Here is a 26,079-nt window from a genome sequence, read left to right as displayed (position 1 = left end):
GCCCATCCGCCCGCCGGGGTGGAGCGGCGTCAGGTACCGGAGGCGGCGGCCCGGCGGCGCGCGCGGTAGGCGCGGGTCTTCGTCCGGTTGCCGCACATCCGCATCGAGCACCAGTTGCGGGAGCGGTTCTTCGACGTGTCGAGGAACGCCCACCGGCACGTCGTCTCCCGGCACACCTTCAGCCGGGCCCAGTCGCCCTCGGCGACGCTTCGCATGACCGCCGCCGCGATCGTCGCGAGCCCACCGCGGACTCCGCCCGCCAGCGGGAGCAGTGCCGGGCCGTCGAGCGACACGCGGAGGGGCAGCGCGGCCAGGACCCGATCGAGGTCGGCGGTCGGAGCCGTGGCGCCCGGGCCGTGATGGCCGAGCATCGCGGTCCGGAGGCCTTCGCGGAAGGCCACCGCCAACGCCAGGTCGGACTGGTCCGCGCGGGCGCCGGCCGGCGTCAGCCCGCGCTCGGTCAGCCAGCCGCTGAGATCCCAGGGCGCGGCGAAGTCGTCGATGTCGCAGTCCACGTCGTAGGTGTTGACGAAGTCACGTAGCAGCAGGGCGCTCTCCGACCCGGTCATGCGCCCTCCTCATAGAACCCACAGCCTCCGCCTCGACACCAGCGTACTTCGAACACCGGTTCCAGCGCGGTGACTACGACGCGGCGGCCAGTGCCTTGGCGAAGCGGGCCGCGCCCTCGGCGAGCTCCGTCTCGCCGGCCGCCGTCCCGTAGCTGAGGCGCATGCGCGGCTTCGGCGGCTCGGCGGGGAAGTAGCGCCGCCCGGGACTGACCAGGACGCCCGCCCGCAGCGCGGCCTCGGCGAGCGCGACGTCGTCGACGCCGTCCGGCAGGCCGACCCACAGGTGCAGGCTTCCGCGCGGCCGGACGGCGGGACGCAGGCCCGCCGCCGCGAGCGCGGAGATGAGCGCGTCGCGCCGCCGCGTCAGCGCCTCGCCGACGGTGCGGAGGTGGCGCGGCCAGGCGAGGGAGGTGACCAGTTCCAGGGCGGTCTCCTGGAGCGGGCGGGCGACGAAGAACGACTCGACGACCTGCGCCGAGCGGATGCGCTCGGCGACCGGTCCGCGGGCGATCACCGCGGCGACCCGCAGGCTCGGTGCGGTGATCTTGGTGAGCGACGCGATGTGCACGACCCGGCCGTCCCGGTCCGACGCGACCAGAGGCGGAGGAGGCGGGTCGATCGCCAGATGGCGGCCGTAGTCGTCCTCGACCACGAACGCGCCCGCCGCGCGGGCGACGTCCAGGACCTGCTCGCGACGCGGAGCGGACAGCACCGTACCGGTCGGGTTGTGGAAGGTCGGCTGGCAGAACAGCGCGCGTGCCCCCGTCGCCGCGAACGCGTCGGCGAGCAGGTCGGTGCGCAGGCCCTGGTCGTCGACCGGCACCGGCACCGGGCGCAGCCCGGCGGCACGGGCCGCGGCGAGCGCCCCGAGGTAGGTCGGCGACTCGACGAGGATCGGGGCGCCGGGTGGCAGCAGGGCGCGCAGGATCAGGCTGATCGCGCCCTGGCCCCCGCTGGTGATGGTCACGTCGGCGGCGGTGACGTCACCGCCCGCCGTACGGGCGAACCACTCGCGCAGGTCGCGCAGGCCGGACAGCGGCGGGCGTTCCCAGGCGTCCGCCCGGCGGACCGCCCGCGCGGCGGCGGTGGCCAGGGCCCGGACGGGCTGCAGGGCGGGCGCGAGGTAGCCGCCGCTGAGCGCGATCACGCCCTCGGGGGGCTGGGAGAGCAGGCCGATCACGCCGGCCGCGTCGACGGTGCGGTCGCCGAGGGCCACCGCCTGCCAGTCCAGGTCCGCGGGCTCCGCGGGCGTCGGCCGCGGCGGCTCCGCGACGTACGTGCCGCTGCCGGGCCGGGCGACGACGAGGCCCTCGGCGGCGAGCAGCCGGATCGCGGCGGCCACGGTGACGGGACTGACCTGGTACCGGCTCATCAGCGACCGGCTGGAGGGCAGCCGGTCGCCGGGTCGCAGCCTCGCCACCTCGGCCCGCAGCTCTGTGGCGAGGCCGGCGATACTGCTATCGTTATTCATGAGAAATCAGGATAACGCTACTCGATGGAGTGCGGTAGCGCTGCCTCCGGGATTCGGCGCCGCCGCGCTCGGCGTCCTCGCCTTCTCCTTCACCCTCCCGGCCACCGAGTTCGCGCTGCGCGCCTTCGGCCCGTACCTGATCGGGATCGGGCGCGCCGGGATCGCCGCGGTCCTCGCCGCCGTCGCGCTGCGGCTGATGCGCGCCCCGCGACCCCACGGGCGTCAGTGGGCCTCTCTGGGAGTGGTGGCCCTCGGCATCGTGTTCGGGTTCCCGGTCCTGTCCACGCTCGCCCTCGACCACGGGTCCTCCTCGTCGCACGCCGCCGTGGTGATCGGCCTGCTCCCCGTCGCGACCGCGGTCTTCGCCGTCGTACGGGCCGGTGAGCGCCCCTCTCCCGTCTTCTGGGCGGCGAGCCTGGCGGGCGCGGCGTTGATCGTCGCGTTCACCCTGCGGAACGGGCTGGGGCGGTTCGCGCCCGCCGACGCGCTGCTGCTCGGAGCGATGCTGACGGCCGGCCTCGGATACGCCGAGGGCGGCCGCCTGGCCCGCGAGATGCCCGGCCCACAGGTGGTGTCGTGGGCGCTCGTCCTCGTCGCCCCGATCACGATCCCGGTCACGATGGCCCTGTTCGCGGCGACGCCGGGGCACTGGAGCGGCGCGGCGGTGACCGGCCTGGCGTACGTGTCGGGCGTGTCGATGTTCCTCGGGTTCTTCGCCTGGTACGCCGGGCTCGCGAAGGCGGGGGTGGCGCGGGCGAGCCAGGTTCAGCTCGCCCAGCCGCTGCTCACCCTCCTCTGGTCCTGGCTGCTGCTCGGCGAGCACGCCGGTGCCGGCACGGTCGTCGCGGCGGCCGGTGTGCTGGTCTGCGTCCTCATCGCCCAGCGGGCCCGCGTCTCACGCACCGCCGCCGCCCGTCCGGCGGCGACCCCCGAGGTGGTGTCGCCCGGCGCGGCCGGGAAGGGCTGAACGGCGGCGGGACGCTCGGTGAAGGTCGCGACGGGAAGCGGTGGATCGCGCCGTAACGGACGGGGGCACGAGCCTTCTCCGAGCGTTCTGGCGGCCGTGGGGAGCGCTCATCCGCGGTCGGCGAGGACCTCGTGGAGCCGGGCGGCGAAGGCCTTCGGGTGGGTGGAGAGGCTGTGGCCGCCGGGGAACTCGACGACGCCGGTGCCGAGGAGGGCGGCCAGCGTCTGGGCGCACTCGTAGTTCCAGATGTTCCGGGAGGCGCGGCCGGCGGCCGGGACGACCCGCACCGGGGACTCCTTCAGCGCGGTGGCGTCGGCGGCGGTGAACGGCGCCTCGACCATCGCGGTGATGTCCCGGGAGAAGAAGAACTCCAGGTTGGCGATGCGCCGGGCGTCGGGTGGCTCGGGGAGGCGCACGTCGGGCTCCCGGTCGGCGAAGTCGGCGGCGACCAGTTCGCCGAGGCGCTTCAGCGCGGCGAGGACGCCGTCGCGGCGGAAGATCTCCTCCAGGTCGGCGAGCTCTCCGGTGATCCGGGCCCGCGCGGCGTCGTCCAGGAGCCGGGCGGTGGCCGGGTCGTGGGCCACCAGGGTGTCGACCTGCGCGGGGTGGCGGCTCGCCAGGATGAGGCCGGTCAGGGCGCCGAAGCTGGAGCCGAACAGCAGGGCCGGGCGGTCGGTGAGCCCGGCGAGGAGACGGTGGGCGTCGTCGGCGTGCGTCTCCAGCGTCACCGGTGCGCCGGGGTCGTCCAGGCGGCTGCGGGACAGCCCGCGGCGGTCGTAGGTGACCACCGTGTAGTCGTCGGCGAGCCGGGCGACGAGGCCGGCGTTGCGCCCGGCGTCGCCGTCGCCGCCCTGCTCGAGCGGCTGGCCCGGCGGCTGACGCCGGAGACGCTCGCCCGCCTGCGGGCCGAACCGAGTTGACCTCAACCAAGGTTCATGTTCCACGCTCGTCACGAACACAGGTCCTACGAAGGGGAGTGGTGACGATGCGGGTGATCGAGGTCGGAAGGTTCGGCGGTCCCGAGGTGCTCGTCCCGGTGGACCGCCCGGATCCCGTTCCGGGACCCGGGCAGGTCGTGGTGGCGGTCTCCGCGGCGGACACCTTGTTCGTCGAGACGCAGATCCGGTCCGGCTGGGGCGGCGAGTACTTCGACGTGCGGCCCCCCTACGTGCCCGGCGGCGCCGTCACCGGCGAGGTGAGCGCCGTCGGCGAGGGGGTGGACCCCGCCTGGACCGGGCGGCGGGTCGCCGCCCGGACCCCCGACGGTGGCTACGCCACCCACGTCGTGGTCCCGGCCGGCGGGCTGCTGCCGGTGCCGGACGGGCTGGACCCGGCCACCGCGGCGGCCCTCCTGCACGACGGGGTGACCGCGCTGGGCGTCTTCGACCCGGCGCGGGTCCGGCCGGGGGAGTGGGTGCTCGTCGTCGCGGCGGCCGGGGGCATGGGGACGCTGCTGGTGCAGTTGTCCCGCGCGGCCGGGGCGCACGTGATCGCCGCCGCGCGGGGCAAGCGCAAGCTCGACCTCGCCCGTGAGCTGGGCGCCGAGGTCGTGGTCGACTACAGCGAGCCGGGATGGGCGGACCGGGTGCGGGAGGCGACCGGAGGCAGGGGCCCTGACGTCGTCTTCGACGGCGCCGGCGGGGAGATCGGCGGCGCGGCGATCGCGGTCGCGGCGGACGGGGCCCGGATCTCCGCGCACGGGGCGCCCAGCGGCGGGTTCGCCCCGGTCGACCCCGGCGCGGTGGCGCGACGGGGCCTCGCCATACGGGGCATCCAGGACCTGCAGTTCGGGCCCGAGGAGTACCGGCGGCTGGCCGAGCGGGCCCTGGACGAGGCGGCGGCGGGCCGCATCAGACCCGTGATCGGGCGTACGTTCCCGCTGACGGACGCCGCCGAGGCCCATGCCGCGATCGAGGCCCGCGAGGTCCTCGGCAAGGCCCTGCTGATCGTCGCGTGACCGCCTTCGTTCTTCGTCGAAAGCGGGGAGCGCCGCCGCCATCGCCCGTCATGATGGCGGCGACGCGCGATCGTGAGGAGAACGGTGAGCGACGGTTCGTACGAAGTGCACCCCATCGGCCGGGTGGAGTCGCCGTTGACCGATCGGGCCGCGGCGCCCCGGCAGGGCGACGAAGGAGCGCCGGACGCGTGGCTGGTGTTCCGGGAGGACGTCCGCGAGGGCCTGCGCGACCTGACCGAGGGGGCCCAGGTCATCGTGCTGACGTGGTTCGACCGGGCGTCCCGTGACGCGCTGGTCGTCCACCCGCGCGGCGACCTGGCCCGGCCGCCCCAGGGGGTGTTCGGCACGCGGTCGCCCGACCGGCCGAACCCGATCGGCCTGCACCGGGTGACGATCCTGCGGGTCGACGGGCTCCGCGTCCTGGTCAAGGACCTGGAGGCCCTGGACGGCACGCCGATCGTCGACGTCAAGCCGGTCCTCGACCAGGACGTCGCCGAACGCTGATCACCCAGGGGTGCCCGGTGGATCTTCGCCCGGCCGGACATCCCTGGGTGAACCGGCGGGCGATCCGGAGCGTCGGACCTCCTGATCAGGGAGGGGCATGACACGGCGACTCGTCCGGGCGGTGGCGTGGGTCTGCGCGACCCTGCTCGGCGCCTCGGTGATCTTCTTCGGGTACGCGTGGTTCGACTGGCAGCCGGAACCGCCGGTGTACGGCGGCACCGCGAACGCGCTGTGGGCCCGGCACCAGTGGGCGGGAGAGGCGCACACCGAGGCCGAGTACCGCGCGCTCGCCGGCACGCTCACCCGGAATCGGATCACCGACGTCTTCTTCCACGTCGGCCCGCTGACCGGCGACGGACGGATCCCGCCGGCGCGGTACGGCCACGCCGCGGAGCTGCTCGCGGCGCTGCGCCGGCTGGCGCCGGGCGTGCGCGCCCAGGCGTACGTCGGGCAGGTCGAGCGTTCCGGCGGCGGCCCGCTGGACCTGCGGGCGCCGGCGACGCGGGCGCACATCCTGGACGCCGATCGCGCCCTCCTCGACGTGGGGTTCGCCGGCATCCACTACGACATCGAGCCGATCTACCCCGACGACCGGAACTTCCTCGACCTGCTGACGCGCACGCGGGAGGTGACGCGCGCCCGGGGACGGCTGCTGTCGGTCGCGCTGGAGCAACCGGGGCTCGCCGACTGGACGCAGCCCCTCTTCCGGCTCGTGCTCCCGCGTGGGAGCACCCACTATCCGCCACGGCCCACGGCGGCGTACCTGAAGGCCGTCGCGGACCGCGTCGACCAGGTTGCGATCATGACGTACGACTCGGAGGCACCGACGCGGGCGCTCGCCGGATGGCACTTCGCCCACCACACCGAGCGGACGCTGTCGCTGATCGGCGATCGCGTGACCGTCTTCATGGGGGTGCCGACCTACCGGTCGCCGACGCCGTGGGCCGAGGACCTGCCCACCGCGCTGCGCGGTGTGCGGCAGGGCGTCGCGCGGCTGCGCCGGCCACCCCGGCGGCCGTACGGAGTGGCGGTCTACGCCGACTGGACGACGAGCGACCGCGACTGGGCGGCGTACCGCGCCGGATGGCTGGGTGAAACGCGCTGGCCGAGGTCCGGGGCGACCCGGGAGCGGCCCTCGGATGACGTCCCGCCGTACGCGCGCGGACACCGTCCGTCAGCGCGCGAGCGACACGATGGACAACTAAATCTGACGCTTGCGATACATGCCGCAAAAGCTGATTAAATGACCTGTCTTCGCAGGTGAAACGCTTCCCCGCGGACCTCCTGACCGCTCGCGGCCATGTGGTCGATTCGTCCTCACGCGGGGAAGGAATTCCGGCGACCGTGGTGCGGATCGCCGCGGCTGGCGGTGTGGGAGGTTCGGGAGAGATGCACATGGAGGACACTGTCCAGGGGGCGGCCGGTCAGCTGCAGCAGCTGGCGGCCGATTACTCCGGTTGGCGGTTCGGGCTCGGCGGCTCCGGTCACTGGTGGGCGGTACGGCGCAACGAGTGCCTCCGCGCCCGGAGCCGGGAAGAACTGGAACTGAAGCTGCGTGAGCATCTCGACGCCCGGCAGGACGCCTGACGGGCTAGGGGGTGTCCGGTGATCCATCGGACACCCCTCAGGCGCGGGTGCGCGCGCCTCGGTGGCCGGTGCGCCGGTCGGGTGGGTGACCGACGCGGAGAGCCCCAGACCCCTGCCACCGAGGCGCGCATCCTCCGCCGGGAGAGGCTCCGCCAGCCCCGCCAGACCCCGGCGGAACCCCGTCCCACTCACTCCAACGTACGAGAGGCCGTCAAGGTTCTCCGGTAACGCCGGTTTTCTGAATTCCGATGCTGAAGGTGACGTCGTCAGAACGCGTACCCCCGAGCGTGTTCTGGCGGCGTCTTCCTCGTCAGGGCCTCATGGCCGGGCAAAAACCCAGGAAACACGGGGTGTTCCGGGCGCTGGGACGACGCCCGGACGAGGCGACACGGAGGTCCCCGCGGCTCCCGGCCACCGCCGATGCCCGGTAAGTTCGGAACATGGCACCCAGCACGAACGCCCTGCCGCAGGGACGTGACGACTCCGCGCCCTTCGGCCGGATGCTGACCGCGATGGTCACCCCCATGGCCGCCGACGGCACCATCGACTACGACGGGGCGGCACGGCTGGCCGCGTACCTGGTGGACGAGCAGCGCAATGACGGCCTCGTCGTCAGCGGGACGACGGGAGAGTCGCCGACGACGAGCGACGAGGAGGACGAGCGCCTGCTGCGCACCGTCCTCGAGGCGGTCGGCGACCGCGCGACGATCGTCGCCGGCGTCGGCACGAACCACACCGAGCACACCCTGAAGCTGGCGCGCCAGGCGGAGCAGGCCGGCGCCCACGGCCTCCTGGTCGTCACCCCGTACTACAACAAGCCGCCGCAGGAAGGACTCGCGCGCCACTTCACCACGGTGGCCGACGCGACCGGCCTGCCGGTGATGCTCTATGACATCCCCGGCCGTACCGGCACGCCCATCGCCGCGGAGACGCTGCTGCGGCTCGCCGACCACCCGCGGATCATCGCGGTGAAGGAGGCGAAGGGCGATCTGTTCGGGGCCTCGCAGGTGATGGCCGAGACGGATCTGGTGTTCTACTCCGGCGACGACGCGCTGAACCTGCCGTGGCTGTCGGTCGGCGCGGCCGGCTTCGTGAGCGTGGTCGGGCACGTCGTCGGCGCCGACCTGCGCGAGATGATCGACGCGTTCCTCGGCGGGGACACGCGGCGCGCCACGGAGATCCACCGCAGGCTGCTGCCGGTCGTCACCGCCCTCATGACCCGCACTCAGGGCGTCATCGCCACCAAGGCGGCGCTGTCCCTGCTCGGGCTGCCCGGCGGCACCGTCCGCCCGCCCCTGGTGGACGCGACGCCGGAGTTCACCGCCGCGCTGCGCGAGGACCTCGTCGCCGGCGGCGTCAAGATCGTGGAGGGTCCGTGAGCGGACCACAGGTTCCCAAGGCATCGCCGGAGAGGCGAGCCGCTGAATAGGTAGGAGGGCGCGTGACCAACGCGCAAGACCATGCCCCCGCTCGATCAGGTGAGGGGGCATGGGGATGAGTCATCCGCATCCCGGTCTCGGCACTCCGCGGCCGCTCGTCCAGGGCGGTCTGCGGATCGTGCCGCTCGGCGGCCTCGGCGAGATCGGCCGCAACATGACGGTGTTCGAGTACGACGGCCGGCTGGCGATCGTCGACTGCGGCGTGCTGTTCCCCGAGACGGAGCAGCCCGGCGTCGACCTGATCCTGCCGGACTTCGACTACATCCGTGACCGCCTCGACGACATCGAGGCGGTGGTCCTCACCCACGGCCACGAGGACCACATCGGCGCCGTGCCGTACCTCCTTCGGGAGCGGCCGGACATCCCCGTCGTCGGCTCACGGCTGACCCTCGCACTGCTGGAGGCCAAGCTCGCCGAGCACCGCATCAACCCGGTCGCGCTGCGCGTGGCCGAGGGCGACCGGCGGTCCTTTGGACCGTTCGACTGTGAGTTCCTCGCGGTCAACCACTCGATCCCCGACGCCCTGGCGGTCGCCATCCGCACGCCCGCCGGCCTCGTGCTGGCCACCGGCGACTTCAAGATGGACCAGTTGCCGCTGGACGGCCGGCTCACCGACCTCGGCGGGTTCGCCCGCCTGGGCGAGGAGGGCATCGACCTGCTGCTGTCGGACTCCACCAACGCCGAGGTCCCCGGCTTCGTCACCAGCGAGCGCGACATCGGCGTCGTCCTGAGTGACGTAATCCGCGTGGCGGAGAAGCGCGTCATCGTCGCCTGCTTCGCCTCGCACGTCCACCGCGTCCAGCAGGTCCTAGACGCCGCGCACGCCTGCGGACGCAAGGTCTGCCTCGTCGGCCGGTCCATGGTGCGCAACATGGGCGTCGCCCGGGACCTGGGCTACCTGAACGTGCCCGGCGGGATCATGGTCGACCAGAAGGAGATCGACGGCCTGCCCGCCGACAAGGTGGTGCTGGTCTGCACCGGCTCGCAGGGCGAGCCGATGTCGGCGCTGTCGCGGATGGCCAACCGGGACCACCAGATCCGGATCGAGGAGGGCGACACGGTGATCCTCGCGTCGTCGCTCATCCCCGGCAACGAGAACGCCGTCAACCGCGTCATCAACGGCCTCACCCGCTGGGGCGCGCGGGTCGTGCACAAGGGCAACGCGCTCGTGCACGTCTCCGGTCACTCCCCGGCCGGCGAGCTGCTGTACGTGCTGAACATGACCCGGCCGAGCAACTTCATGCCGGTCCACGGGGAGTGGCGGCACCTGCGGGCGCACGCCCGGCTGGCCGAGCTCACCGGCGTCCCCCACGAGAACGTCATCATCGCCGAGGACGGCGTGGTGGTCGACCTGGTCGACGGCAAGGCGAAGATCGCCGGAGCCGTCCGCGCCGGGTACGTCTACGTCGACGGCCTGTCGGTCGGCGAGATCACCGAGACCTCGCTGAAGGACCGCCGCATCCTCGGCGACGAGGGCTTCGTCTCCATCGTCGTCGTGGTCGACTCCGAGAGCGGCAAGCCCCTCGGCGGCCCGGAGATCCACGCCCGCGGAGCCGGGATCGACAGCTTCGAGCCGGTCATCCCGCGCATCGAGGACGTCCTGGACACCGCCGCCGCGGACGGCATCAACGACATGCACCAGTTGCGGCAGCTCGTACGCCGCACGGTGGGTCGCTGGGTCAACGAGACCTACGGCCGCCGCCCGATGATCATCCCGGTCATCGTCGAGGTCTGAGTCATCCCGAGCCGGTCCGGTCCGCACGGACCGGACCGGACCGGACGGGACCGGTTCGCGTCCCCCGGACTCGCGTCCGGGGGACCGGCCGGACGGGGCCGGTTCGTGTCCTCCGGACTCGGGTCCGGGGACCGGCCGGGCGGGGCGGGTTCGGCCCGCCGACGGCCGATCGACGACACGCCGTAAGGCGAGGTTCAACGGCGGCGGGGCGGGGCGCCGCTAGTCTCGGCATCATGGCCACACGTACGCCCGGGGGTGCTAAGGGCTCCTCCTCAGGTACGCGTGGCGGCACGGCGCGAAGGCCCGCCGCCCGTAAACCGGCGGCCGGGGGCAAGGGTTCGGCCGCGAAGACCCCGGCACGCGCGTCGGGGACGCGCAAGCGCGCACCGGCGGCGTCCCGGCAGGCGGCGCGCCCCCCGCAGCGGCCCGATCCGATCAGCACCCTCTTCCTCGGCTTCTGGCAGTTCGTGGCCCAGGTGTGGTTGCTCCTGGCCCGCGCCGTGGGCGGGATGGCGCGGACGTTCGGGCGCGGGGCCCGCGAGCTGGACGAGGAGCACCGCCGCGACGGGCAGGGCCTCGCCTTCCTCGGCCTGGCGATCGTCCTGGCCGCGGCCACCTGGTTCGACCCGCACACCTGGGCGCTGAAGAACCTCGGCCGGGTGATCCGGGACTGCCTGGGATCGCTGGCCATGGTGCTGCCGCTGATCTGCCTCCTGCCGACCTGGCGGCTGCTGCGCCATCCGGAGCGCAACGGCGACGTCGGCCGCATCCTCATCGGCTGCGCGGCGCTGGTCGGCGGCACCGTCGGCATCGTGCACATCGCGCACGGCACGCCGTACCCCAGCGCGGGCGAGCACGCCCTGCAGGGCAGCGGCGGCCTGCTCGGCTGGCTGCTGTCCGCGCCGCTCACCAGCACCGTCACCGCCTTCGTCGCGGTCCCGCTGCTGTTGCTGCTGGTCGGCTTCGGCGTGCTCGTCGTGACCGCGACACCCGTGCACCGGGTGCCGGACCGGCTCGCCGAGCTGCGGGACCGGATGCTGCTGCGCGAGCCGGAGGAGGCACCGGAGGAGCCGGAGAAGACCGCAAAGAATCGGAAACGGTCCCGCAAGACCGAGGTCGAGGTCGGCGAGCACCACCAGCCGTACGACACGCCGGTCGTGTCCGAGACCCGGACCACGCGGGCCGACCAGATCTTCGAGGAGGACGAGGGGCCGAGCCTCGCCGACGAGCTGCTGTCGCCTCCGGAGCCGCCGGAGCCTCCCATGCCGCCCGACCCGACGCCGGCGCCGCGGATCACCGAGCAGCTCACCCTGTCGACCTCGTCGACGGGCGACGGCACCTACCGGCTGCCGCCTCCCGGCGTCCTGAAGGCCGGATCGGTCGTCAAGCCGCGTACCAAGGCCAACGACGTCGTCGTGAACGCCCTTTCCGAGGTGCTCGACCAGTTCAACATCGACGCGCAGGTCACCGGCTTCACCCGGGGTCCGACGATCACCCGGTACGAGATCGAGCTCGGCCCCGCCGTCAAGGTCGAGCGGATCACCGCGCTGGCCAAGAACATCGCGCTCGCCGTCAAGAGCGCCGACGTGCGGATCATCTCCCCGATCCCCGGCAAGTCCGCGATCGGCGTCGAGATCCCCAACACCGACAAGGACATCGTCAGCCTGGGGGACACCCTGCGGTCCTCGGTGGCGGCAGGCGACCACCACCCGATGCTCGTCGGGCTCGGCAAGGACGTCGAGGGCCGCACCGTCGTGGCCAACCTCGCCAAGATGCCGCACATGCTCATCGCGGGTGCCACCGGCGCCGGTAAGTCGACCTGCATCAACGGCCTGATCACCTCGATCCTCATGCGGTCGACCCCGGACGAGGTGCGCATGGTCCTCGTCGATCCCAAGCGTGTCGAGCTCACCTCGTACGCCGGGATCCCGCACCTGATCACGCCGATCATCACCAACCCCAAGAAGGCCGCCGAGGCGCTGCAGTGGGTGGTCGGCGAGATGGACCGGCGCTACGACGACCTCGCCGCCTCCGGGTACCGCCACATCGACGACTTCAACAAGGCAGTCGTCGCGGGCAAGCTCACCGCCCCGCCGGGCAGCGAGCGCGTCTACCAGCCGTACCCCTACCTCCTCGTGATCGTCGACGAGCTCGCCGACCTCATGATGGTCGCGCCCCGCGACGTCGAGGACTCGGTCGTGCGCATCACCCAGCTGGCCCGCGCGGCAGGCATCCACTTGGTGCTCGCCACGCAGCGGCCCAGCGTCGACGTCGTCACCGGTCTGATCAAGGCGAACGTCCCGTCCCGGCTGGCGTTCGCGACCTCCAGCCTCGCCGACAGCCGCGTCATCCTCGACCAGCCGGGCGCGGAGAAGCTGGTCGGCCAGGGTGACGCGCTGTTCCTGCCGATGGGCGCGAGCAAGCCCATGCGGCTGCAGAACGCCTATGTCTCGGAGAAGGAGATCCACGAGGTCGTCGAGCACTGCAAGAAGCAGGCCGAGCCCGACTACCGCGAGGACGTCGCCGCGGCGGAGACGCGCAAGAAGGAGATCGACGAGGACATCGGCGACGACCTCGAGCTGCTGATCCAGGCGGCCGAGCTGATCGTCTCCACGCAGTTCGGCTCGACCTCGATGCTGCAGCGGAAGCTGCGCGTCGGGTTCGCGAAGGCGGGGCGCCTCATGGACCTGCTGGAAAGCCGCAACATAGTGGGTCCCAGCGAGGGGTCGAAGGCACGTGACGTCCTGGTCAAACCCGACGATCTACCCGGTGTGCTCGCGTCCCTGCGCGGAGAGTAGCGATCGAGATCTTGGGGTAGCTGACTTAGTGCGCGTTGCACATCGCTTCTCACGCCCCGCCTTCATAGACTGATCATGGAGCGGGGAAGCGACCCGGCGGCGTGGACCTGAACACCGCCACGAGGTTCCCAGGAGGCGTGTCGTGACGATCGGTGGCACCCTCGCGAAGGCCCGCCAGGAGGCGGGTCTCAGCGTCCCGCAGGTCGCCGGCCGGACTCGCATCCGCGAGACGGTGCTCCAGGCCATCGAGCGCGACGACTTCAGCATGTGCGGCGGGGACTTCTACGCCCGCGGCCACATCCGGAGCATCGCGCGCGCCACCGGGATCGACCCGGAGCCACTGGTCCAGGAGTACGACGACGCGCACGGGGGCCCGCCGCAGGCGGTCTCCGCGCGGCTGGCGTTCGAGGCGAAGACCCCCGTCAAGATCCTGGAACGCCGCTCGCCGAACTGGAGCGCCGCCATGGCGGTCGCCCTGGTCGCCGTCGTGCTGTACGGGATCTTCCGGGTCGCCACCGGTGAGGAGCGCCACAAGTCCGCCGAGCGGGCCGCCGCGCCGGCCGCCACCGCGACGGCGACGGCCCGCCCGTCGCACACCGCCGCCGTGGCCCAGGCGCCCCGCAAGGAGGTCACCGTCCGCCTCAAGGCCAAGCGGGCGAGCTGGCTCAGCGTCGAGGACGACAAGGGCAAGCAGCTGTTCAGCGGCGTCATCCGCGCAGGTCAGTCCCAGGAGTGGTCGGCCAAGAAGCACATCCGCCTGGTCATCGGCAACGGCGGCGGGGTGCGCCTCACCGTGAACGGCAAGGACCTCGGCTCACCCGGCCCGGACGGCCAGGTCGTCCGGCTCACCTTCGGCCCGGGAGATCCGCAGAAAGGCTGACGGCAGCCCGCCTCGTGCGGGCCAGTACCGTATGGGGCATGTCCACCCCGCGTACTGAGCCCGCGGCCGCGCAGCGCACGCGCCCCGCGAGAGGGGAGCGCCGCGCGTGAGCACCGCCGACCAACCCACCGACTCGGCGGATCGCCGGACCGTCTCCCTGGTCACCCTCGGCTGCGCCCGCAACGAGGTCGACTCCGAGGAGCTCGCGGCACGCCTGGAGAGCGCGGGCTGGACGCTCGACGACTCCGGCGACGCCTCGGTCGTCCTCGTCAACACCTGCGGCTTCATCGACGCCGCGAAGAAGGACTCGATCGACACCCTGCTCGCGGCGTCCGACTCCGGGGCGCGGGTCGTGGCGGCCGGGTGCATGGCCGAGCGGTACGGCGCGGAGCTGGCCGAGTCGCTGCCCGAGGCCGACGCGGTGCTGAGCTTCGACGACTACGCCGCCATCGGCGAGCGTCTCGACGACGTCCTCGCCGGCCGTCCGCACCGGGCCCACACTCCGCAGGACCGGCGCAAGCTGCTGCCGCTCAGCCCGGTCCAGCGGTCCGGGGCCGACGTCCACGTCCCGGGCCACGGTGATCCGCCGCCCGCCCTCGACGCGCCGGACCTGCCCGAGGGCGTCGCCCCGGCGAGCGGCCCGCGCGTGCTGCGGCGGCGCCTCGGCGGCGGACCGGCGGCCCCGCTCAAGCTCGCCTCCGGCTGCGACCGGCGATGTACGTTCTGCGCCATCCCGGCCTTCCGCGGGGCATACGTCTCGCGCCGGCCCACCGAGGTCCTCGACGAGGCCCGCTGGCTGGCCGGTCAGGGCGTCCGCGAGATCGTCCTGGTCAGCGAGAACTCCACCTCCTACGGCAAGGACCTCGGCGACATCCGCCTGCTGGAGACGCTGCTGCCCGAGCTCGCCGCCGTGCCAGGCGTCGAACGGGTCCGGGTGAGCTACCTGCAGCCCGCCGAGCTGCGCCCCGGACTGATCGAGGCGATCGCCACGACGCCCGGCGTCGCGCCGTACTTCGACCTGTCCTTCCAGCATGCCAGCGGCCCGCTGCTGCGCCGGATGAAGCGGTTCGGCGACCGCGAGCGCTTCCTGGGCCTGCTCGAGCAGATCCGCGCGCTCGCCCCCGAGGCCGGCGTGCGCTCCAACTTCATCGTCGGCTTCCCGGGCGAGACCGAACACGACGTCGACGAGCTCGCGCGGTTCCTCACCGCCGCCCGCCTCGACGCCGTCGGCGTGTTCGGCTACTCCGACGAGGAGGGCACCGAGGCGGTCGGCTTCGACGGCAAGCTCGACGCCGCCGAGATCGACGCCCGCGTCGCCGACCTGTCCTCGCTCGCCGAGGAGCTCACCGCCCAGCGCGCCGAGGAGCGCATCGGATCGATCGTGGAGGTGCTGGTCGAGGAGCCCGGCGAGGGCCGGGCCGCGCACCAGGCCCCCGAGATCGACGGCGTGGTGACCCTGAAGGGGGAGGCGCCCGTCGGGCGGATCGTACGCGCACGCGTCGTCGAGGCGATGGGCGTCGACCTGCTCGCCGTCGTGGACGGGGCATGACGACCTCCGCCGGCGACGACCCGATCGCCACGCCGGTGGCCCCGCAGGCGGGCGTGCTCAACATCGCGAACCTGCTGACCGTCGTCCGCCTGGTGCTCGTTCCGTTCTTCGTCTGGCTGCTGTTCATCGAGGGGACCTGGTGGCGGGTCGCGGCGCTGGGGATGTTCGTCGTGGCGTCGCTCACCGACCGCGTCGACGGGGAGCTCGCCCGCCGGCGCAACCTCATCACCGACTTCGGCAAGATCCTCGACCCGATCGCCGACAAGGCGCTCGTCGGATCGGCGCTGGTCGGCCTCTCGCTGCTCGGGCGGCTCTGGTGGTGGGTGACGATCGCCATCCTCGTCCGGGAGCTGGGGATCACGCTGCTGCGGTTCGTCGTCATCCGGTACGGCGTGATCGCCGCCAGCCGTGGCGGCAAGCTGAAGACGACGCTGCAGGTGATCGCCATCGGCCTGTACATCATGCCGGGCCCGTTCGACCCGCTGCGCTGGATCGTCATGGGGGCCGCGACGGTGGTCACCGTCGTCACGGGCCTGGACTACCTGGTCAAGGCATGGAAACTGTGGAAGGACGGGCGTGCGAGTCGAGCTGCTGAACGTCGGTGACGAGCTCCTGCGCGGCGACATCTTCAACGGCAATGCCGGGTGGCTCGGGCGGCGCCTCACGGAGGCGGGCGTGGAGGTCGTCCGCGGCGTGGTCGTCCCCGACGACACCGAGACGATCGTCGCGGCGCTGAGAGAGGCCCTGGAGCGCGCGGACGCCGTCATCGTCACCGGCGGCCTCGGCGGCACCTCCGACGACGTGACCCGCGACGCGCTGGCCCGTGCCGCGGGGGTCGCCCTGCGCCGTGACCCGGCCCTGGAGGCCCGGCTACGGGAGCGGGCCGTCAGCCGCGGCGTGCCGCTGCGGGAGTCGGCGCTGCGGATGGCCGACGTCCCGGAGGGCGCCCGGCGGCTGCCCAACCCGGCCGGCACCGCGCCGGGCCTGCGCGTGGCCCTTCCCGGCGGCGTCGCGTACGCCGTGCCGGGCGTGCCGGAGGAGATGCGCGCCATCGTCGACGAGTACGTGCTGCCCGAGCTGGCCGGGACTCCCGTGGCGGCCCGCGTGCTGCGCACGGCGACGGTGTGGGAGTCGGTGGTCGCCGCGCGTCTCGCGCCGGTGGAGACGCTTCCCGGCGTGCGGCTCGCCTACTACCCGTCGCCCGGCGAGGTCCGGGTGCGGATCACCGGTACCGCCGAGGACCGGGTGGCCGAGGCCGCGGCGCTGGCGCGTGAGCTGCTCGGCGGCTCGGTGTACGCCGAGGAGGACCTCGACCTCGACCGCGTCGTCCATCGCCTCCTGGCGGAGCGGAACGCGACCGTCGCGGTGGCCGAGTCGCTCACCGGCGGCCTGCTCGGCGCCGAGCTCACCGGAATGCCCGGGTCGTCCGCGACGTTCCTAGGAGGTGTGGTCGCTTACGCGACCCCTCTCAAACATTCGCTTCTCGGCGTTCCCGCGGACCTGCTGGCCGCGCACGGCGCCGTCCATCCGGACGTCGCCGCCGCGATGGCCACCGGAGTCCGCGAGCGCCTCGGCGCCTCCTACGGCCTGGCCGTGACCGGCGTGGCCGGCCCCGACCCGCAGGACGGGCAGCCGGTCGGCACGGTTCACGTCGCGGTGGCCGAAACCGGCGGTTCCGCGACGGTTCGCTCGGTTCGGCTGCCGGTGGCCGGTGACGGGGAACGCGCCCGCGGCCCGATTCGCAGGATGACCGTCGTCCATGCACTTGACCTGCTGCGGCGTCATCTGCTCACACTGGACTCCAGTGAGAGTTGGGCCGTCACGGCGGGCAACCGGGAAGAGCCGGGGTGATTACAGCGTTACGTCGGAAGCGAACATGAAAGTTTCGGTCTGCCACGTGCATCGTGAAGACAGGTACGGTGGAACCGGTAGATGAGTCAGGACTCACGGAGGGAGCGAGACATGGTCCTGCTTCGTCAGCTGCTCGGCGACGTACTCCGGCAGCTGCGGCTGCGCCAAGGCCGTACCCTCCGGGAAGTTTCCGCGGCGGCACGGGTGTCGCTGGGTTATCTGTCCGAGGTTGAGCGGGGACAGAAGGAAGCCTCCTCGGAGCTGCTCGCCTCGATCTGCAAAGCCCTCGGCGTGCCGCTATCGCACGTGCTGCGCGACGTCTCCGATCAGCTGGCGCTGGCCGAGCTGCAGCAGGAGCCCGTGATGGCAGGTGCGCCGCCGGAGCATGAGCGGCTCGACGGCGACAGGATTTCGGCCGACGCGATCCCCAACACCCCCGAGACGATCGAGAACGCGCTCCGCGCCGACATGGTCGCGGCCTGACGGCCCGTTCGAAACGCGCACAGCGCCCTGGTCGCGGACGTCCGCGACCAGGGCGTTCGTGTCTGCACGCCGGAGCGTCGGGTCCCGGCGCGAGACCGATCACACGGTTATCCGGTCCCTTCTCGGGAAGGGTCGCCCCTGAAAGGGGACATTGACCTGACTGAGAAGGAGACTCGGCGATGTCGACCGTGAAGAGCCCGCTTCCCGACGATGCGCGCAAGGTGACCGGCGCCGTCCTGCAGGAGTCGCTGGTGGATCTCGTCGATCTGCACCTGCTGGGCAAGCAGGCGCACTGGAATCTCACCGGGCGCAACTTCCGCTCCCTTCACCTCCAGCTCGACGAGCTCGTCGACCTGGCCCGTGCGCACGCGGACACGGTCGCCGAGCGGGCGGTGGCGATCGGGGTCAACCCGGACGGCCGGGCGCGTACGGTCGCCGACACGACCAAGGTCCACCAGCTCGACGCGGGCTACCTGCAGGACGACAAGGTGGTCGCCGCGGTCACCGACCTGCTCGCCCAGATGATCCAGCGGTTCCGCGACCGCATCGAGACCACGGACGACTCGGACCTCGTCAGCCAGGACCTGCTGATCGCCGTCGCGCAGGACCTGGAGAAGCAGCACTGGATGTTCGAGGCCCAGCGCTGAGCGCGGGACGGCGTGGCGGCGGAGGGGTTCCGCCGCCATGTTCTTCTCAGGACGCCGGCTCGTGCGGCGGCTGGCAGGAGGGACACCAGTAGGTGATCCGCTCCTCGGGCCGGTCGCCCTGGTCCGCCCGCCGGATGCGCGTGCGGCAGCGCCGGCAGGGGCGGCCGGCGCGTCCGTACACCCAGTGCTGCGCGCCTGGCCGGCTGTCGCCGGTGGTGATGTGGTCCGGGTGATCCGTGTTGGCGTCGAGCAGCCGGTGGGCGAGCTCGACGAGGGGCTCCAGGTCGGGCACCGCGCCGACGGGGCACCACGGGTCGACGCCCCGCAGGAACAGCACTTCCGCCTTGTAGACGTTGCCGATGCCGGCGAGCCGGGTCTGGTCGAGCAGCGCCTCACCGATCGCCCGCTCCGGGCGCTCCCGGAGGCGGCGCACCGCCTCGGCCGGGTCCCAGTCCGGGCCGAGCAGGTCGGGCCCCAGGTGGCCGACGACGCGGTCCTCCCGTGAGGTGCGCACGACCTCCACCACGCCGAGGGAGTACCCGAGTGCCTGCCACTCGGCGTTGGCCAGGACCAGCCGCAGGCGGTGGTCGCGCGGGGGCGGCGGGCCGGCCCGCCGGATCCGCCAGGTCCCCTCCATGCGCAGGTGCGTGTGCACGGTGACGTCACCCTCGACCCGGATGAGCAGGTGCTTCCCCCGGGAGACCGCCTCGATGACCGAACGACCGGTCAGGTCGGTGGTGGCGTAGCGCGGCACCCGGAAGTCGCTGCGCGTGAGCACCCGTCCGGCGAGCGCCGCGTGCAGCCGCTTGGCGGCCGCCCAGACGACGTCTCCCTCCGGCATCGCGTCTCCCGGTCCGGTGACCTCAGGTCCGGAAGGCGGGGGAGTCCCAGGCGGCCGGATCCTCGGTCAGCTTGTTGACCGCGGGGGGCAGCTCGCCGGAGGCGACGTCGGCGAGGGTCACCTGTTCGAGGATGGCCCGCTCGCTCGCCCGCAGGGCGATCCACACGGTCTGCAGAGCGCGTGCCGGTCCTTCGTACCCCAGGTGCTCCGGCCGTTCCCCGCGTACGCCGACGAGCGGGCCGTCGATGGCCCGGATGATGTCGGCGAGCGAGATCTGGTTCGCCGGACGGGCGAGCCAGTAGCCGCCCTCCGGCCCGCGCTGGCTGCGGACGAGACCCGAACGGCGCAGCTGGCTGAGGATGTTCTCCAGGAACTTCGGGGGAATCTGTTGCGCCTCAGCCAGCTGGACGGCCGTCACGGGGCGTTCGCCGCCGACGGCTAGCTCGGCGGACGCGCGGAGCGCGTAATCGACCCGGGCGGACAATCGCATGTTCCGATTATCCCGCCTCGACGGAACTGATCACGCCAAGCGTCCCCGTTTTCCGATCGGTGTTCGGGTTTTTTCCCGCCATCCGCCCGATTTCGGGCCGATCCCTACGCCAGGGCGTCACCGGACACCGGCTCCAGGAGACCGATCACCTCCGCCGCGGCCCGGGCGTTGGCGCGCGTGGCGCCGTACGTGGCGACGTACGCGGCTCCTTCCGGCCGCCAGACCGGAACCCCCATCTCGACCAGGACGGCGTCCGGACGGGCGGCCAGCAGCGCCGTCACCAGGTCGCGATGCCCGGCGTAGCGGTGCGCGTCGCGGACGACGATGACGAGCGAGCGCCCGTGGGCACGTTCCAAAAGGTCCCGGGTGTCGGCGTCGGCGGCCTCCACGCGCACCACGTCCGGCACCCAGGGGCCGAAACCCCAGGGGACCGGCCCGACCGCGATGTTCGACGGAGCCTGGATCTCGACGACGGCGGGGCCGGAGGAGACCGAGGGCGTACCGGTGACCCGGACGGCCCGGCGGGCGGCCTCCAGCCCCACCGCGCGGTCGACCTCCGCGCTGCCGGCGGTGGCGAGCCACGCCTTGAGCCCGGCGACCCGCTCCGCGGCCTCCTCGAGCCGCTCGCCGGGCAGCCGCCCCTGGCGTACGGCCTCGACGATGTGCTCGCGGATGGCGCGCACGCTGTCCTCGAACTCCTTCGAGCCCAGGCACAGCAGATCCGAACCCGCCAGGAGGGCGCGGACGGACGCCTCGGGGATGCCGATCGCGTCGCTGGCGGCGCGCATGTCCAGCGCGTCGGTGACGACCGGCCCCGTGTACCCGAGGGCACCGCGCAGCAGCCCGGTGACCGCGGCGTGCGAGAGGGTCGCGGGAGCGTCGTCGGTGAGGTCCGGAACGCGGAGGTGGCCGGTCATGACGGAGGCGACCCCCGCCTGGATGGCGGCACGGAACGGGACGAGCTCACGCCGTTCCAGCAGCGGCAGGTCGGCGTCCACCGTCGGGATCTCCAGGTGGGAGTCCTGGGAGGTCGCGCCGTGGCCGGGGAAGTGCTTGGCGCACGCGGCGACCCCGGCCTCCTGCAACCCGGCGACCGCCGCGGCGACGTGCCGCGCGACGGTCTCGGGGTCGGAGCCGAACGCCCGGGTTCCGATGATCGGATTGTCGTCGGCGGTGTTGACGTCCGCGGACGGGGCGAAGTCGAGGTTGACCCCCACCTCCCGCAGTTCGGCGCCGAGCGAGCGGTACACCCGCCGGGTGACGGCGGGATCGTCGAGGGCGCCGAGCGCGGCGCTGCCCGGGTACGGGCTGCCCGTGTCATGGGCGAGCCGCGTGACGTCGCCGCCCTCCTCGTCGATGGAGATCAGCGGATCGGCGTGCCCCCGCAACGCCGCGGTGAGCTCCGCCAGTTCGCCGGTGCCCGGCACGTTGCCGTTGATGGCGAAGAGCGTCACTCCGCTCATGCCCCGCTCCAGGCCCTCCAGGACCCAGCGCGGCGGAGTGGCGCCGGGGAAGGGGGCGAGCAGCGTGGCGTTCGCGAGGCGCTCGAGAGACGGGTCGCTCATCAACCCTTCACCGCCCCTGCCACCAGGCCGGACACCATCCGGCGCTGCACGATGAGGAAGAACGCGATGACGGGGAGGGTGAGCAGCGTGGACGCCGCCATGATCGGGCCCCAATCGTTTCCGGAACGGCCGAAGAAGAACTGCAACATGATGGGCAAGGTGGCCTTGTCCTGGTCCTTGAGGAATGTGTAGGCGAAGGGGAATTCGTTCCAGGCGGTGATGAAGGAGAAGACGCTCGTCGCCACGAGGCCGGGCGCCACGAGGGGGAGCAGGACCCGGAAGAAGATCCGCAGGGGTCCGGCACCGTCGAGCGCCGCCGCCTCCTCCAGCTCCTTGGGAACGGCCGCGACGAATCCGCGCAGCATCCAGATGCCGAACGGCAGCGCGAACCCGACGTACACGGCGGTCAGGCCGACCAGGCTGTTCAGCATGTCCATCCGCTTCAGATCGACGAACAGCGGGATGACCAGCGCCTCGCACGGGACCATCTGCACGATGAGCAGCATGATCAGGAAGGTCGTGCGGAACCGGAACCGGAACCGCGCCACGGCCGTCGCCGCCAGGAGCGCGAGCAGCCCGGAGATCAGCACGGTCGAGATCGCCAGGATCGCGCTGTTCGCCAGGTAGTGCCAGAAGGAGACCCCGGCGACGCCGCCGCTCACGACGAAGCGGAAGTGCCCCAGGGTCGGATCCTCCGGCAGGGGGTGCGGGGTGGCGCTGAAGATCTCTCCGTTCGGCTTGAACGCCGTGGAGACCATCCAGAACACGGGGAAGACCGAGACGAGGAACACGCCGATGCCGGCGGCGTTGAGCGCGATACGGCGCCAGTGCAGGGCCCTCATGCCGCTCCCTCCTGACGGATGACCATCCGCGCGTACATCGCGGTGACGAGCAGAACGATCAGGGTGAGGACCACGGCGATCGCCGAGCCGAGGCCGTACCTGGCGTTGAGCGAGCCGAACGCCTCCGAGTAGCCGTAGAGCGACAGGTTGAACGAGTCGCGGTTGGCCAGGCCCGACATGACGAACAGCTGGGTGAACACGCGGAAGTCCCAGATCACCGAGAGCACGAGCAGGACGCCGAAGATCGGCCGAAGCAGCGGAAAGGTGATCTTCCAGAAGTTCTGCCATGGATTGGTGCCGTCGACGCGGGCCGCTTCATACAGCTCGCTCGGCACCGTCCGCAGTCCGGCGAGTACCGAGACCGCGACGAACGGGAACGACATCCACACGACGCAGATCGTCAGGACGGTGTACGTCGGCAGCGGCGTGGCGAACCAGTTGTAGCTCGCCCAGCCCGATCCCACCAGCGCGTTCGGCAGGAGGTCGAGGAACCAGTTGACCAGGCCGCCGGTGGTGCCGAACAGCCAGGAGAAGATGATCGCGGCGGTGATCGGCGGGGTCGCCCACGCGATCATCACGCCGCCCGCCACGAAGGCCGACATCTTCCTGCCGAGCCGGTTGATCAGCAGGCCGACGAGCGTCCCGATCAGCAGGGTCGCGGTGACCGCGACGACCGCGAACAGGACCGTGTGGCGGAACGTGGTCCAGAAGAACCCGTCGCCGAGGATCTGCCGGTAGTTGGCGAGGCCGACGTTCTCGGCCGGCTCCCCGCGGAGCTGCCGCACGCCGACCTTCTCGAACGACATCCGGCCGATCTGGACGACGGGCCAGATCAGCAGCACGCCGATGACCAGGAGCGCCGGCAGGATGAGCAGGTACGGCCCGGAACGTGGGCGGCGAAGACGCCGGGCCGGGCGGGTGGTGTCCCGGCCCGGCGTCCGCCGCACCGGCTGAGCGGTGTCGAGCATGGAGGCGGTCCCTTACTGGTTGAGCAGGGAACCGGCCTGCTCGTCGGCCTTCTGCAGCTCTTCGTCGGGAGACTTGCCCTGCATGATGGCCTTGACCGCGTTCGGCAGCACCTTCTTGGCGCCCTCGTAGTCGGCCCAGCCCTTGCTCGTGGGCGTGAACCGCACGCCGCTGGCGGCGGCCTGCGCGAAGGGACCCATGATCGGGTCGTTCTTGTACGTCGCGCTCTGCAGGACGTCGGTGAACTGCGGCAGGAACTTCAGCGTGGAGGCGAAGGCCTGCGCGTTCTTCTTGCTGTCCAGCACGGTCAGGTAGTCGAACGCGACGTCCTTGTACTTGCTGTCCTTCCAGACCGCCAGGTCCGAGCCGCCGGAGAAGACCGGCGCGAGGCCGCTGTCCTTGCCCGGGATCGGGAAGACGCCCCAGTTCGCGGAGTCCTTGGCGTTGATCTTCTGCAGCTGGGGGAGGGCCCAGCTGCCGTCCATGTACATGCCGACCTTGCCGAGCGCGAAGTCCTGCTGGGGGCCCTGCAGCTCGTTCTTGCCGATGTACTTGTCCGGGGCGACCTTGTCCTTGCTGACGAGGCCCGCGTAGAACTGGACGGCCTCCTTGGCCTGGGGCTGCGCGAGCGTGCCCGTCCACTTGCCGCCCTGCTTGGCGGCGACGTCGCCGCCGTTGGCCCAGACGAAGCTGAGGATGCCGTTCGTCCAGTCGCTCGGCGCGGCGATGCCCGGCACGCCCTTCTTGTCCTGGATCTTCTTGGCCGCGTCCACGAGGCCGGCCCAGGACGTCGGGGGCTGGATGCCCAGCGCCTTGAACCAGTCCTTGTGGTACCAGACGGCCCGGACGCCGCCGTACCAGGGAGCGGCGTACGTCTTGCCGTCCGCCTGGTCGTTGGCGAGGGCGCCCTTGTTGAGGTCCTTGCCCTCGGCCCAGCCCTTCAGCTTGTCGCTGATGTCGGCGAAGGCTCCCTGCTCGACCCAGGACTGCACGTCGGTGTTGCCGACCTCGGTCACGTCGGGGCCGGAGCCGCCGGCGATCGCGGTCTGGAACTTCTGGGTGGCCTGCGGCCAGGGGATGTACTGCACCTGGACGTCGGTCTTCGGGTGCTTCTGCTGGAACTCGGCCTTGACCCCGTCGAGGAACTTCGTCTGCTCGGGGCTGCCGTCGCCCATCTGCCAGACGACGATCTTCGCCGGGTCCTTGCCTCCGGCCGCATCGTCCTTCTTGTCGTTCCCGCCGCAGCCCGCGACGGCGACCGTGAGGACGGCGGCTGTGGCGGCGGCCTTGGTGAACCGCATAATGGAACTCCCTTCGGTCACGCCACCGGTGCGTACGTCGCCGCACGGGGTCCCTGTCGTGCGGTGTGTCGTACGCGCTGGTGGTGAAGCGCTCCTACAGCCGGCGCTGTAGCGGCTCATGCCTAAACTTGGGGTAACGGGTTGCTTGGCTGCTAAACTAACAAGAAACTTTCCTAAGCAATAGGCCGTCACCAAATCGATACGGAATGGGGCCGGAGATGCCGAGTCGCCCGGGGACACCGAGGCTGCTGCGCGAGCTCAACGACCGATCCGCCCTGGATCTCCTCGTGAGCTCGGGCCCGCTCACCCGGGCGCAGATCGGGCAGCACACCGGCCTGTCCAAGGTCACCGCGTCTCAGCTGCTCTCCCGCCTGCAGGAGCGCGGCCTCGTGTCCGTCGTCGGCGAGCAGGCCGGCGGCCGAGGCCCCAACGCCGCCCTGTACGCCGTCGTCCCCTCCAGCGCGTACGTCGCCGGCCTCGAGGTCGGCCCCAACCGCGTGACGGCAGGCGTCGCCGACATCACCGGCGAGATCGCCGCCGAGGTGACCGTCGACCCGAACGGCGCGGACGACCCGGTCTCCGTCATCCACGACGCCGTCGTGAAGGCCTGCCGCTCGGCCCGGATCCCGCTCGCCAAACTGCACGCGCTCGTCCTCGGCACCCCCGGCGTCATCGACCCGCGTACCGGGGACGTGCAGTTCATCTACGACCTGCCGCACTGGCACGCGGGCATCCTCCAGGCGCTCCGCCGCGACCTGCGGCTCGAGGTGACCATCGAGAACGACGTGAACCTCGCCGCGCTCGCCGAGCGGGCCGACGGCGCGGCCCGGGACGTCGGCGACTTCGCCCTGCTGTGGGCGACCCGCGGCATCGGGCTCGCCGTCATGCTCGGCGGCCGGCTGCACCGCGGCGTCTCCGGCGGCGCCGGGGAGATCGGCTACCTTCCCGTGCCGGGCATGCCGCTGCCCGACGAGGACACCGAGTCGCTGACCTGGGGCATGCCGGCACTCGGCGGCGGCCTCGGCGCGCTCGTCGGCGCCGACGCGATCCGCGAGCTCGCCGGCCGGTACGGCTTCGCCGCCTCGACCGCGACCGAGTGCGTGCGGACGGCGGCCGAGGCGGGGGAGGACGGCGAGCCGTTCATGCGCGAGTTCGCCGCGCGCCTGGCGTACGGCGTCGCGTCCGTGACGATCGTGCTGGACCCCGGGCTCGTCGTGATCGCCGGGGACGTCGGGCGGGCCGGCGGGGAGCGGCTCGCCGGGCTCGTCGAGGAGGCCGTCGGGCGGATCTGCCCGACGCGTCCCCGGGTCGCCCTCACCCAGGTGGAGGGGAACCCCGTCCTGCGCGGCGCGCTGCTCGCCGCCGTCGACCGCGCCCGCGACGACGTGTTCTCCGCCTCGCCCGCCTGAGTGGCGGCGAGGGCGCCGCCGGCCGGGACGCGTCCCGAACACGGACCCGGGCTCCCGCATTCCGAGCGGCTGCCGAGCCGGGCCGGCGCCTCGTGGCCGTCCCACCTGGCCGAGCACGCGAGAAGCCGGGCCGGGGGCCGTGCGAGCCCGCCGGGCCCCCGGGGTGGGAGCCGTTGTGGGCCGTGGGCGTGGGGGGGGGTAGGGGGGGGGGTTTGCCGTTAGCCCCTT

General features: G+C 72.4%; 24 protein-coding genes. 15 read left to right on the top strand and 9 right to left on the bottom strand.

The annotated features are described in order from the left end of the window. Positions 1-29: 29 nt before the first annotated feature. Together AB0L00_RS29640 and AB0L00_RS29635 are read right to left on the bottom strand one after the other, a co-directional pair. Entirely contained in the window at positions 30-569 is a 540-nt protein-coding gene (locus tag AB0L00_RS29640; protein WP_364440364.1) for a CGNR zinc finger domain-containing protein, read from the bottom strand. 73 nt (positions 570-642) lie between these two features. Beyond that, positions 643-2,040 (bottom strand): PLP-dependent aminotransferase family protein, encoded by a 1,398-nt coding sequence (locus tag AB0L00_RS29635; RefSeq protein WP_364440363.1) that lies wholly within the window; start codon positions 2,038-2,040, stop codon positions 643-645. Here AB0L00_RS29635 and AB0L00_RS29630 point away from each other — a divergent pair. Further along, positions 2,039-3,007, top strand: coding sequence for a DMT family transporter (locus tag AB0L00_RS29630; RefSeq protein ID WP_364440362.1), 969 nt, complete (start codon positions 2,039-2,041; stop codon positions 3,005-3,007). The two genes, AB0L00_RS29635 and AB0L00_RS29630, sit on opposite strands and share 2 nt — an antisense overlap. A 107-nt stretch (positions 3,008-3,114) precedes the next feature. Here the strand turns inward: AB0L00_RS29630 and AB0L00_RS29625 are convergent, their stop codons facing one another. Further along, positions 3,115-3,933, bottom strand: coding sequence for an alpha/beta hydrolase (locus tag AB0L00_RS29625; RefSeq protein ID WP_364440361.1), 819 nt, complete (start codon positions 3,931-3,933; stop codon positions 3,115-3,117). 59 nt (positions 3,934-3,992) lie between these two features. On the opposite strand from AB0L00_RS29625, the gene AB0L00_RS29620 reads away from it, so the two are divergent. The 13 genes from AB0L00_RS29620 to AB0L00_RS29560 all read left to right on the top strand — a co-directional run bounded on the left by AB0L00_RS29620 (position 3,993) and on the right by AB0L00_RS29560 (position 18,437). Continuing rightward, positions 3,993-4,964, top strand: coding sequence for a zinc-binding dehydrogenase (locus tag AB0L00_RS29620; RefSeq protein ID WP_364440384.1), 972 nt, complete (start codon positions 3,993-3,995; stop codon positions 4,962-4,964). Between the two features lie 84 nt (positions 4,965-5,048). Beyond that, on the top strand, positions 5,049-5,468 hold the full coding sequence (tsaA, locus tag AB0L00_RS29615) for a tRNA (N6-threonylcarbamoyladenosine(37)-N6)-methyltransferase TrmO (protein WP_364440360.1): 420 nt from the start codon (positions 5,049-5,051) through the stop codon (positions 5,466-5,468). Positions 5,469-5,565: 97 nt separating this feature from the next. Then, positions 5,566-6,711 (top strand): hypothetical protein, encoded by a 1,146-nt coding sequence (locus tag AB0L00_RS29610; RefSeq protein ID WP_364440359.1) that lies wholly within the window; start codon positions 5,566-5,568, stop codon positions 6,709-6,711. Between the two features lie 152 nt (positions 6,712-6,863). Further along, a complete protein-coding gene (locus tag AB0L00_RS29605; protein ID WP_345361950.1) occupies positions 6,864-7,055 on the top strand; it encodes a hypothetical protein in 192 nt (63 codons plus the stop codon). Positions 7,056-7,495: 440 nt separating this feature from the next. Next, complete coding sequence (dapA, locus tag AB0L00_RS29600) at positions 7,496-8,434, top strand: 4-hydroxy-tetrahydrodipicolinate synthase (protein WP_364440358.1); 939 nt, start codon at positions 7,496-7,498, stop codon at positions 8,432-8,434. 115 nt (positions 8,435-8,549) lie between these two features. Next, entirely contained in the window at positions 8,550-10,229 is a 1,680-nt protein-coding gene (locus AB0L00_RS29595; RefSeq protein ID WP_364440383.1) for a ribonuclease J, read from the top strand. A 233-nt stretch (positions 10,230-10,462) separates the two neighbouring features. Next, positions 10,463-13,027, top strand: a complete 2,565-nt coding sequence (locus AB0L00_RS29590) for a DNA translocase FtsK (protein WP_364440357.1) — start codon at positions 10,463-10,465, stop codon at positions 13,025-13,027. Positions 13,028-13,169: 142 nt separating this feature from the next. Further along, a complete protein-coding gene (locus AB0L00_RS29585) occupies positions 13,170-13,907 on the top strand; it encodes a helix-turn-helix domain-containing protein (protein WP_364440356.1) in 738 nt (245 codons plus the stop codon). A 106-nt stretch (positions 13,908-14,013) separates the two neighbouring features. Then, the gene (locus AB0L00_RS29580) at positions 14,014-15,456 is read left to right on the top strand and encodes a MiaB/RimO family radical SAM methylthiotransferase (RefSeq protein WP_364440355.1); all 1,443 of its coding nucleotides are present in this window, start codon (positions 14,014-14,016) and stop codon (positions 15,454-15,456) included. Next, the gene (gene pgsA, locus AB0L00_RS29575) at positions 15,453-16,061 is read left to right on the top strand and encodes a CDP-diacylglycerol--glycerol-3-phosphate 3-phosphatidyltransferase (RefSeq protein ID WP_364440354.1); all 609 of its coding nucleotides are present in this window, start codon (positions 15,453-15,455) and stop codon (positions 16,059-16,061) included. The genes AB0L00_RS29580 and pgsA overlap by 4 nt, the downstream gene beginning before the upstream one ends. Beyond that, positions 16,033-17,307 carry a CinA family nicotinamide mononucleotide deamidase-related protein gene (locus AB0L00_RS29570; protein WP_364440353.1) on the top strand — a complete coding sequence of 425 codons (1,275 nt, stop codon included), beginning with the start codon at positions 16,033-16,035 and terminating at the stop codon, positions 17,305-17,307. Before pgsA ends, AB0L00_RS29570 begins: the two co-directional genes overlap by 29 nt. A 111-nt stretch (positions 17,308-17,418) precedes the next feature. Continuing rightward, a complete protein-coding gene (locus AB0L00_RS29565) occupies positions 17,419-17,790 on the top strand; it encodes a helix-turn-helix transcriptional regulator (RefSeq protein WP_345361971.1) in 372 nt (123 codons plus the stop codon). A gap of 179 nt (positions 17,791-17,969) precedes the next feature. Continuing rightward, the gene (locus AB0L00_RS29560; protein WP_364440352.1) at positions 17,970-18,437 is read left to right on the top strand and encodes a DNA starvation/stationary phase protection protein; all 468 of its coding nucleotides are present in this window, start codon (positions 17,970-17,972) and stop codon (positions 18,435-18,437) included. 46 nt (positions 18,438-18,483) lie between these two features. On the opposite strand, the gene AB0L00_RS29555 is transcribed toward AB0L00_RS29560, so the two are convergent. The 6 genes from AB0L00_RS29555 to AB0L00_RS29530 all read right to left on the bottom strand — a co-directional run bounded on the left by AB0L00_RS29555 (position 18,484) and on the right by AB0L00_RS29530 (position 24,442). Beyond that, the gene (locus AB0L00_RS29555; RefSeq protein WP_364440351.1) at positions 18,484-19,278 is read right to left on the bottom strand and encodes a DNA-formamidopyrimidine glycosylase family protein; all 795 of its coding nucleotides are present in this window, start codon (positions 19,276-19,278) and stop codon (positions 18,484-18,486) included. Between the two features lie 22 nt (positions 19,279-19,300). Then, positions 19,301-19,768, bottom strand: coding sequence for an Rrf2 family transcriptional regulator (locus AB0L00_RS29550; RefSeq protein ID WP_364440350.1), 468 nt, complete (start codon positions 19,766-19,768; stop codon positions 19,301-19,303). 104 nt (positions 19,769-19,872) lie between these two features. Then, complete coding sequence (locus tag AB0L00_RS29545) at positions 19,873-21,333, bottom strand: glycoside hydrolase family 3 N-terminal domain-containing protein (protein WP_364440349.1); 1,461 nt, start codon at positions 21,331-21,333, stop codon at positions 19,873-19,875. Further along, the gene (locus AB0L00_RS29540; protein ID WP_364440348.1) at positions 21,333-22,175 is read right to left on the bottom strand and encodes a carbohydrate ABC transporter permease; all 843 of its coding nucleotides are present in this window, start codon (positions 22,173-22,175) and stop codon (positions 21,333-21,335) included. Before AB0L00_RS29540 ends, AB0L00_RS29545 begins: the two co-directional genes overlap by 1 nt. Further along, positions 22,172-23,143: a sugar ABC transporter permease gene (locus AB0L00_RS29535; protein WP_364440347.1), complete on the bottom strand. Its 972-nt coding sequence runs from the start codon at positions 23,141-23,143 to the stop codon at positions 22,172-22,174. Before AB0L00_RS29535 ends, AB0L00_RS29540 begins: the two co-directional genes overlap by 4 nt. 12 nt (positions 23,144-23,155) lie before the next feature. Continuing rightward, positions 23,156-24,442, bottom strand: a complete 1,287-nt coding sequence (locus AB0L00_RS29530; protein ID WP_364440346.1) for an extracellular solute-binding protein — start codon at positions 24,440-24,442, stop codon at positions 23,156-23,158. A gap of 218 nt (positions 24,443-24,660) precedes the next feature. On the opposite strand from AB0L00_RS29530, the gene AB0L00_RS29525 reads away from it, so the two are divergent. Continuing rightward, positions 24,661-25,851: an ROK family transcriptional regulator gene (locus AB0L00_RS29525; protein WP_364440345.1), complete on the top strand. Its 1,191-nt coding sequence runs from the start codon at positions 24,661-24,663 to the stop codon at positions 25,849-25,851. Positions 25,852-26,079 lie beyond the last annotated feature (228 nt).

The organism is Actinoallomurus sp. NPDC052308 (assembly GCF_040679195.1).
In the GTDB taxonomy this organism is placed as follows: domain Bacteria; phylum Actinomycetota; class Actinomycetes; order Streptosporangiales; family Streptosporangiaceae; genus Actinoallomurus; species Actinoallomurus liliacearum.
The sequence above is the reverse complement of the archived record's forward strand: the minus strand, read 5'-3'. Positions and strand labels throughout refer to the sequence as shown.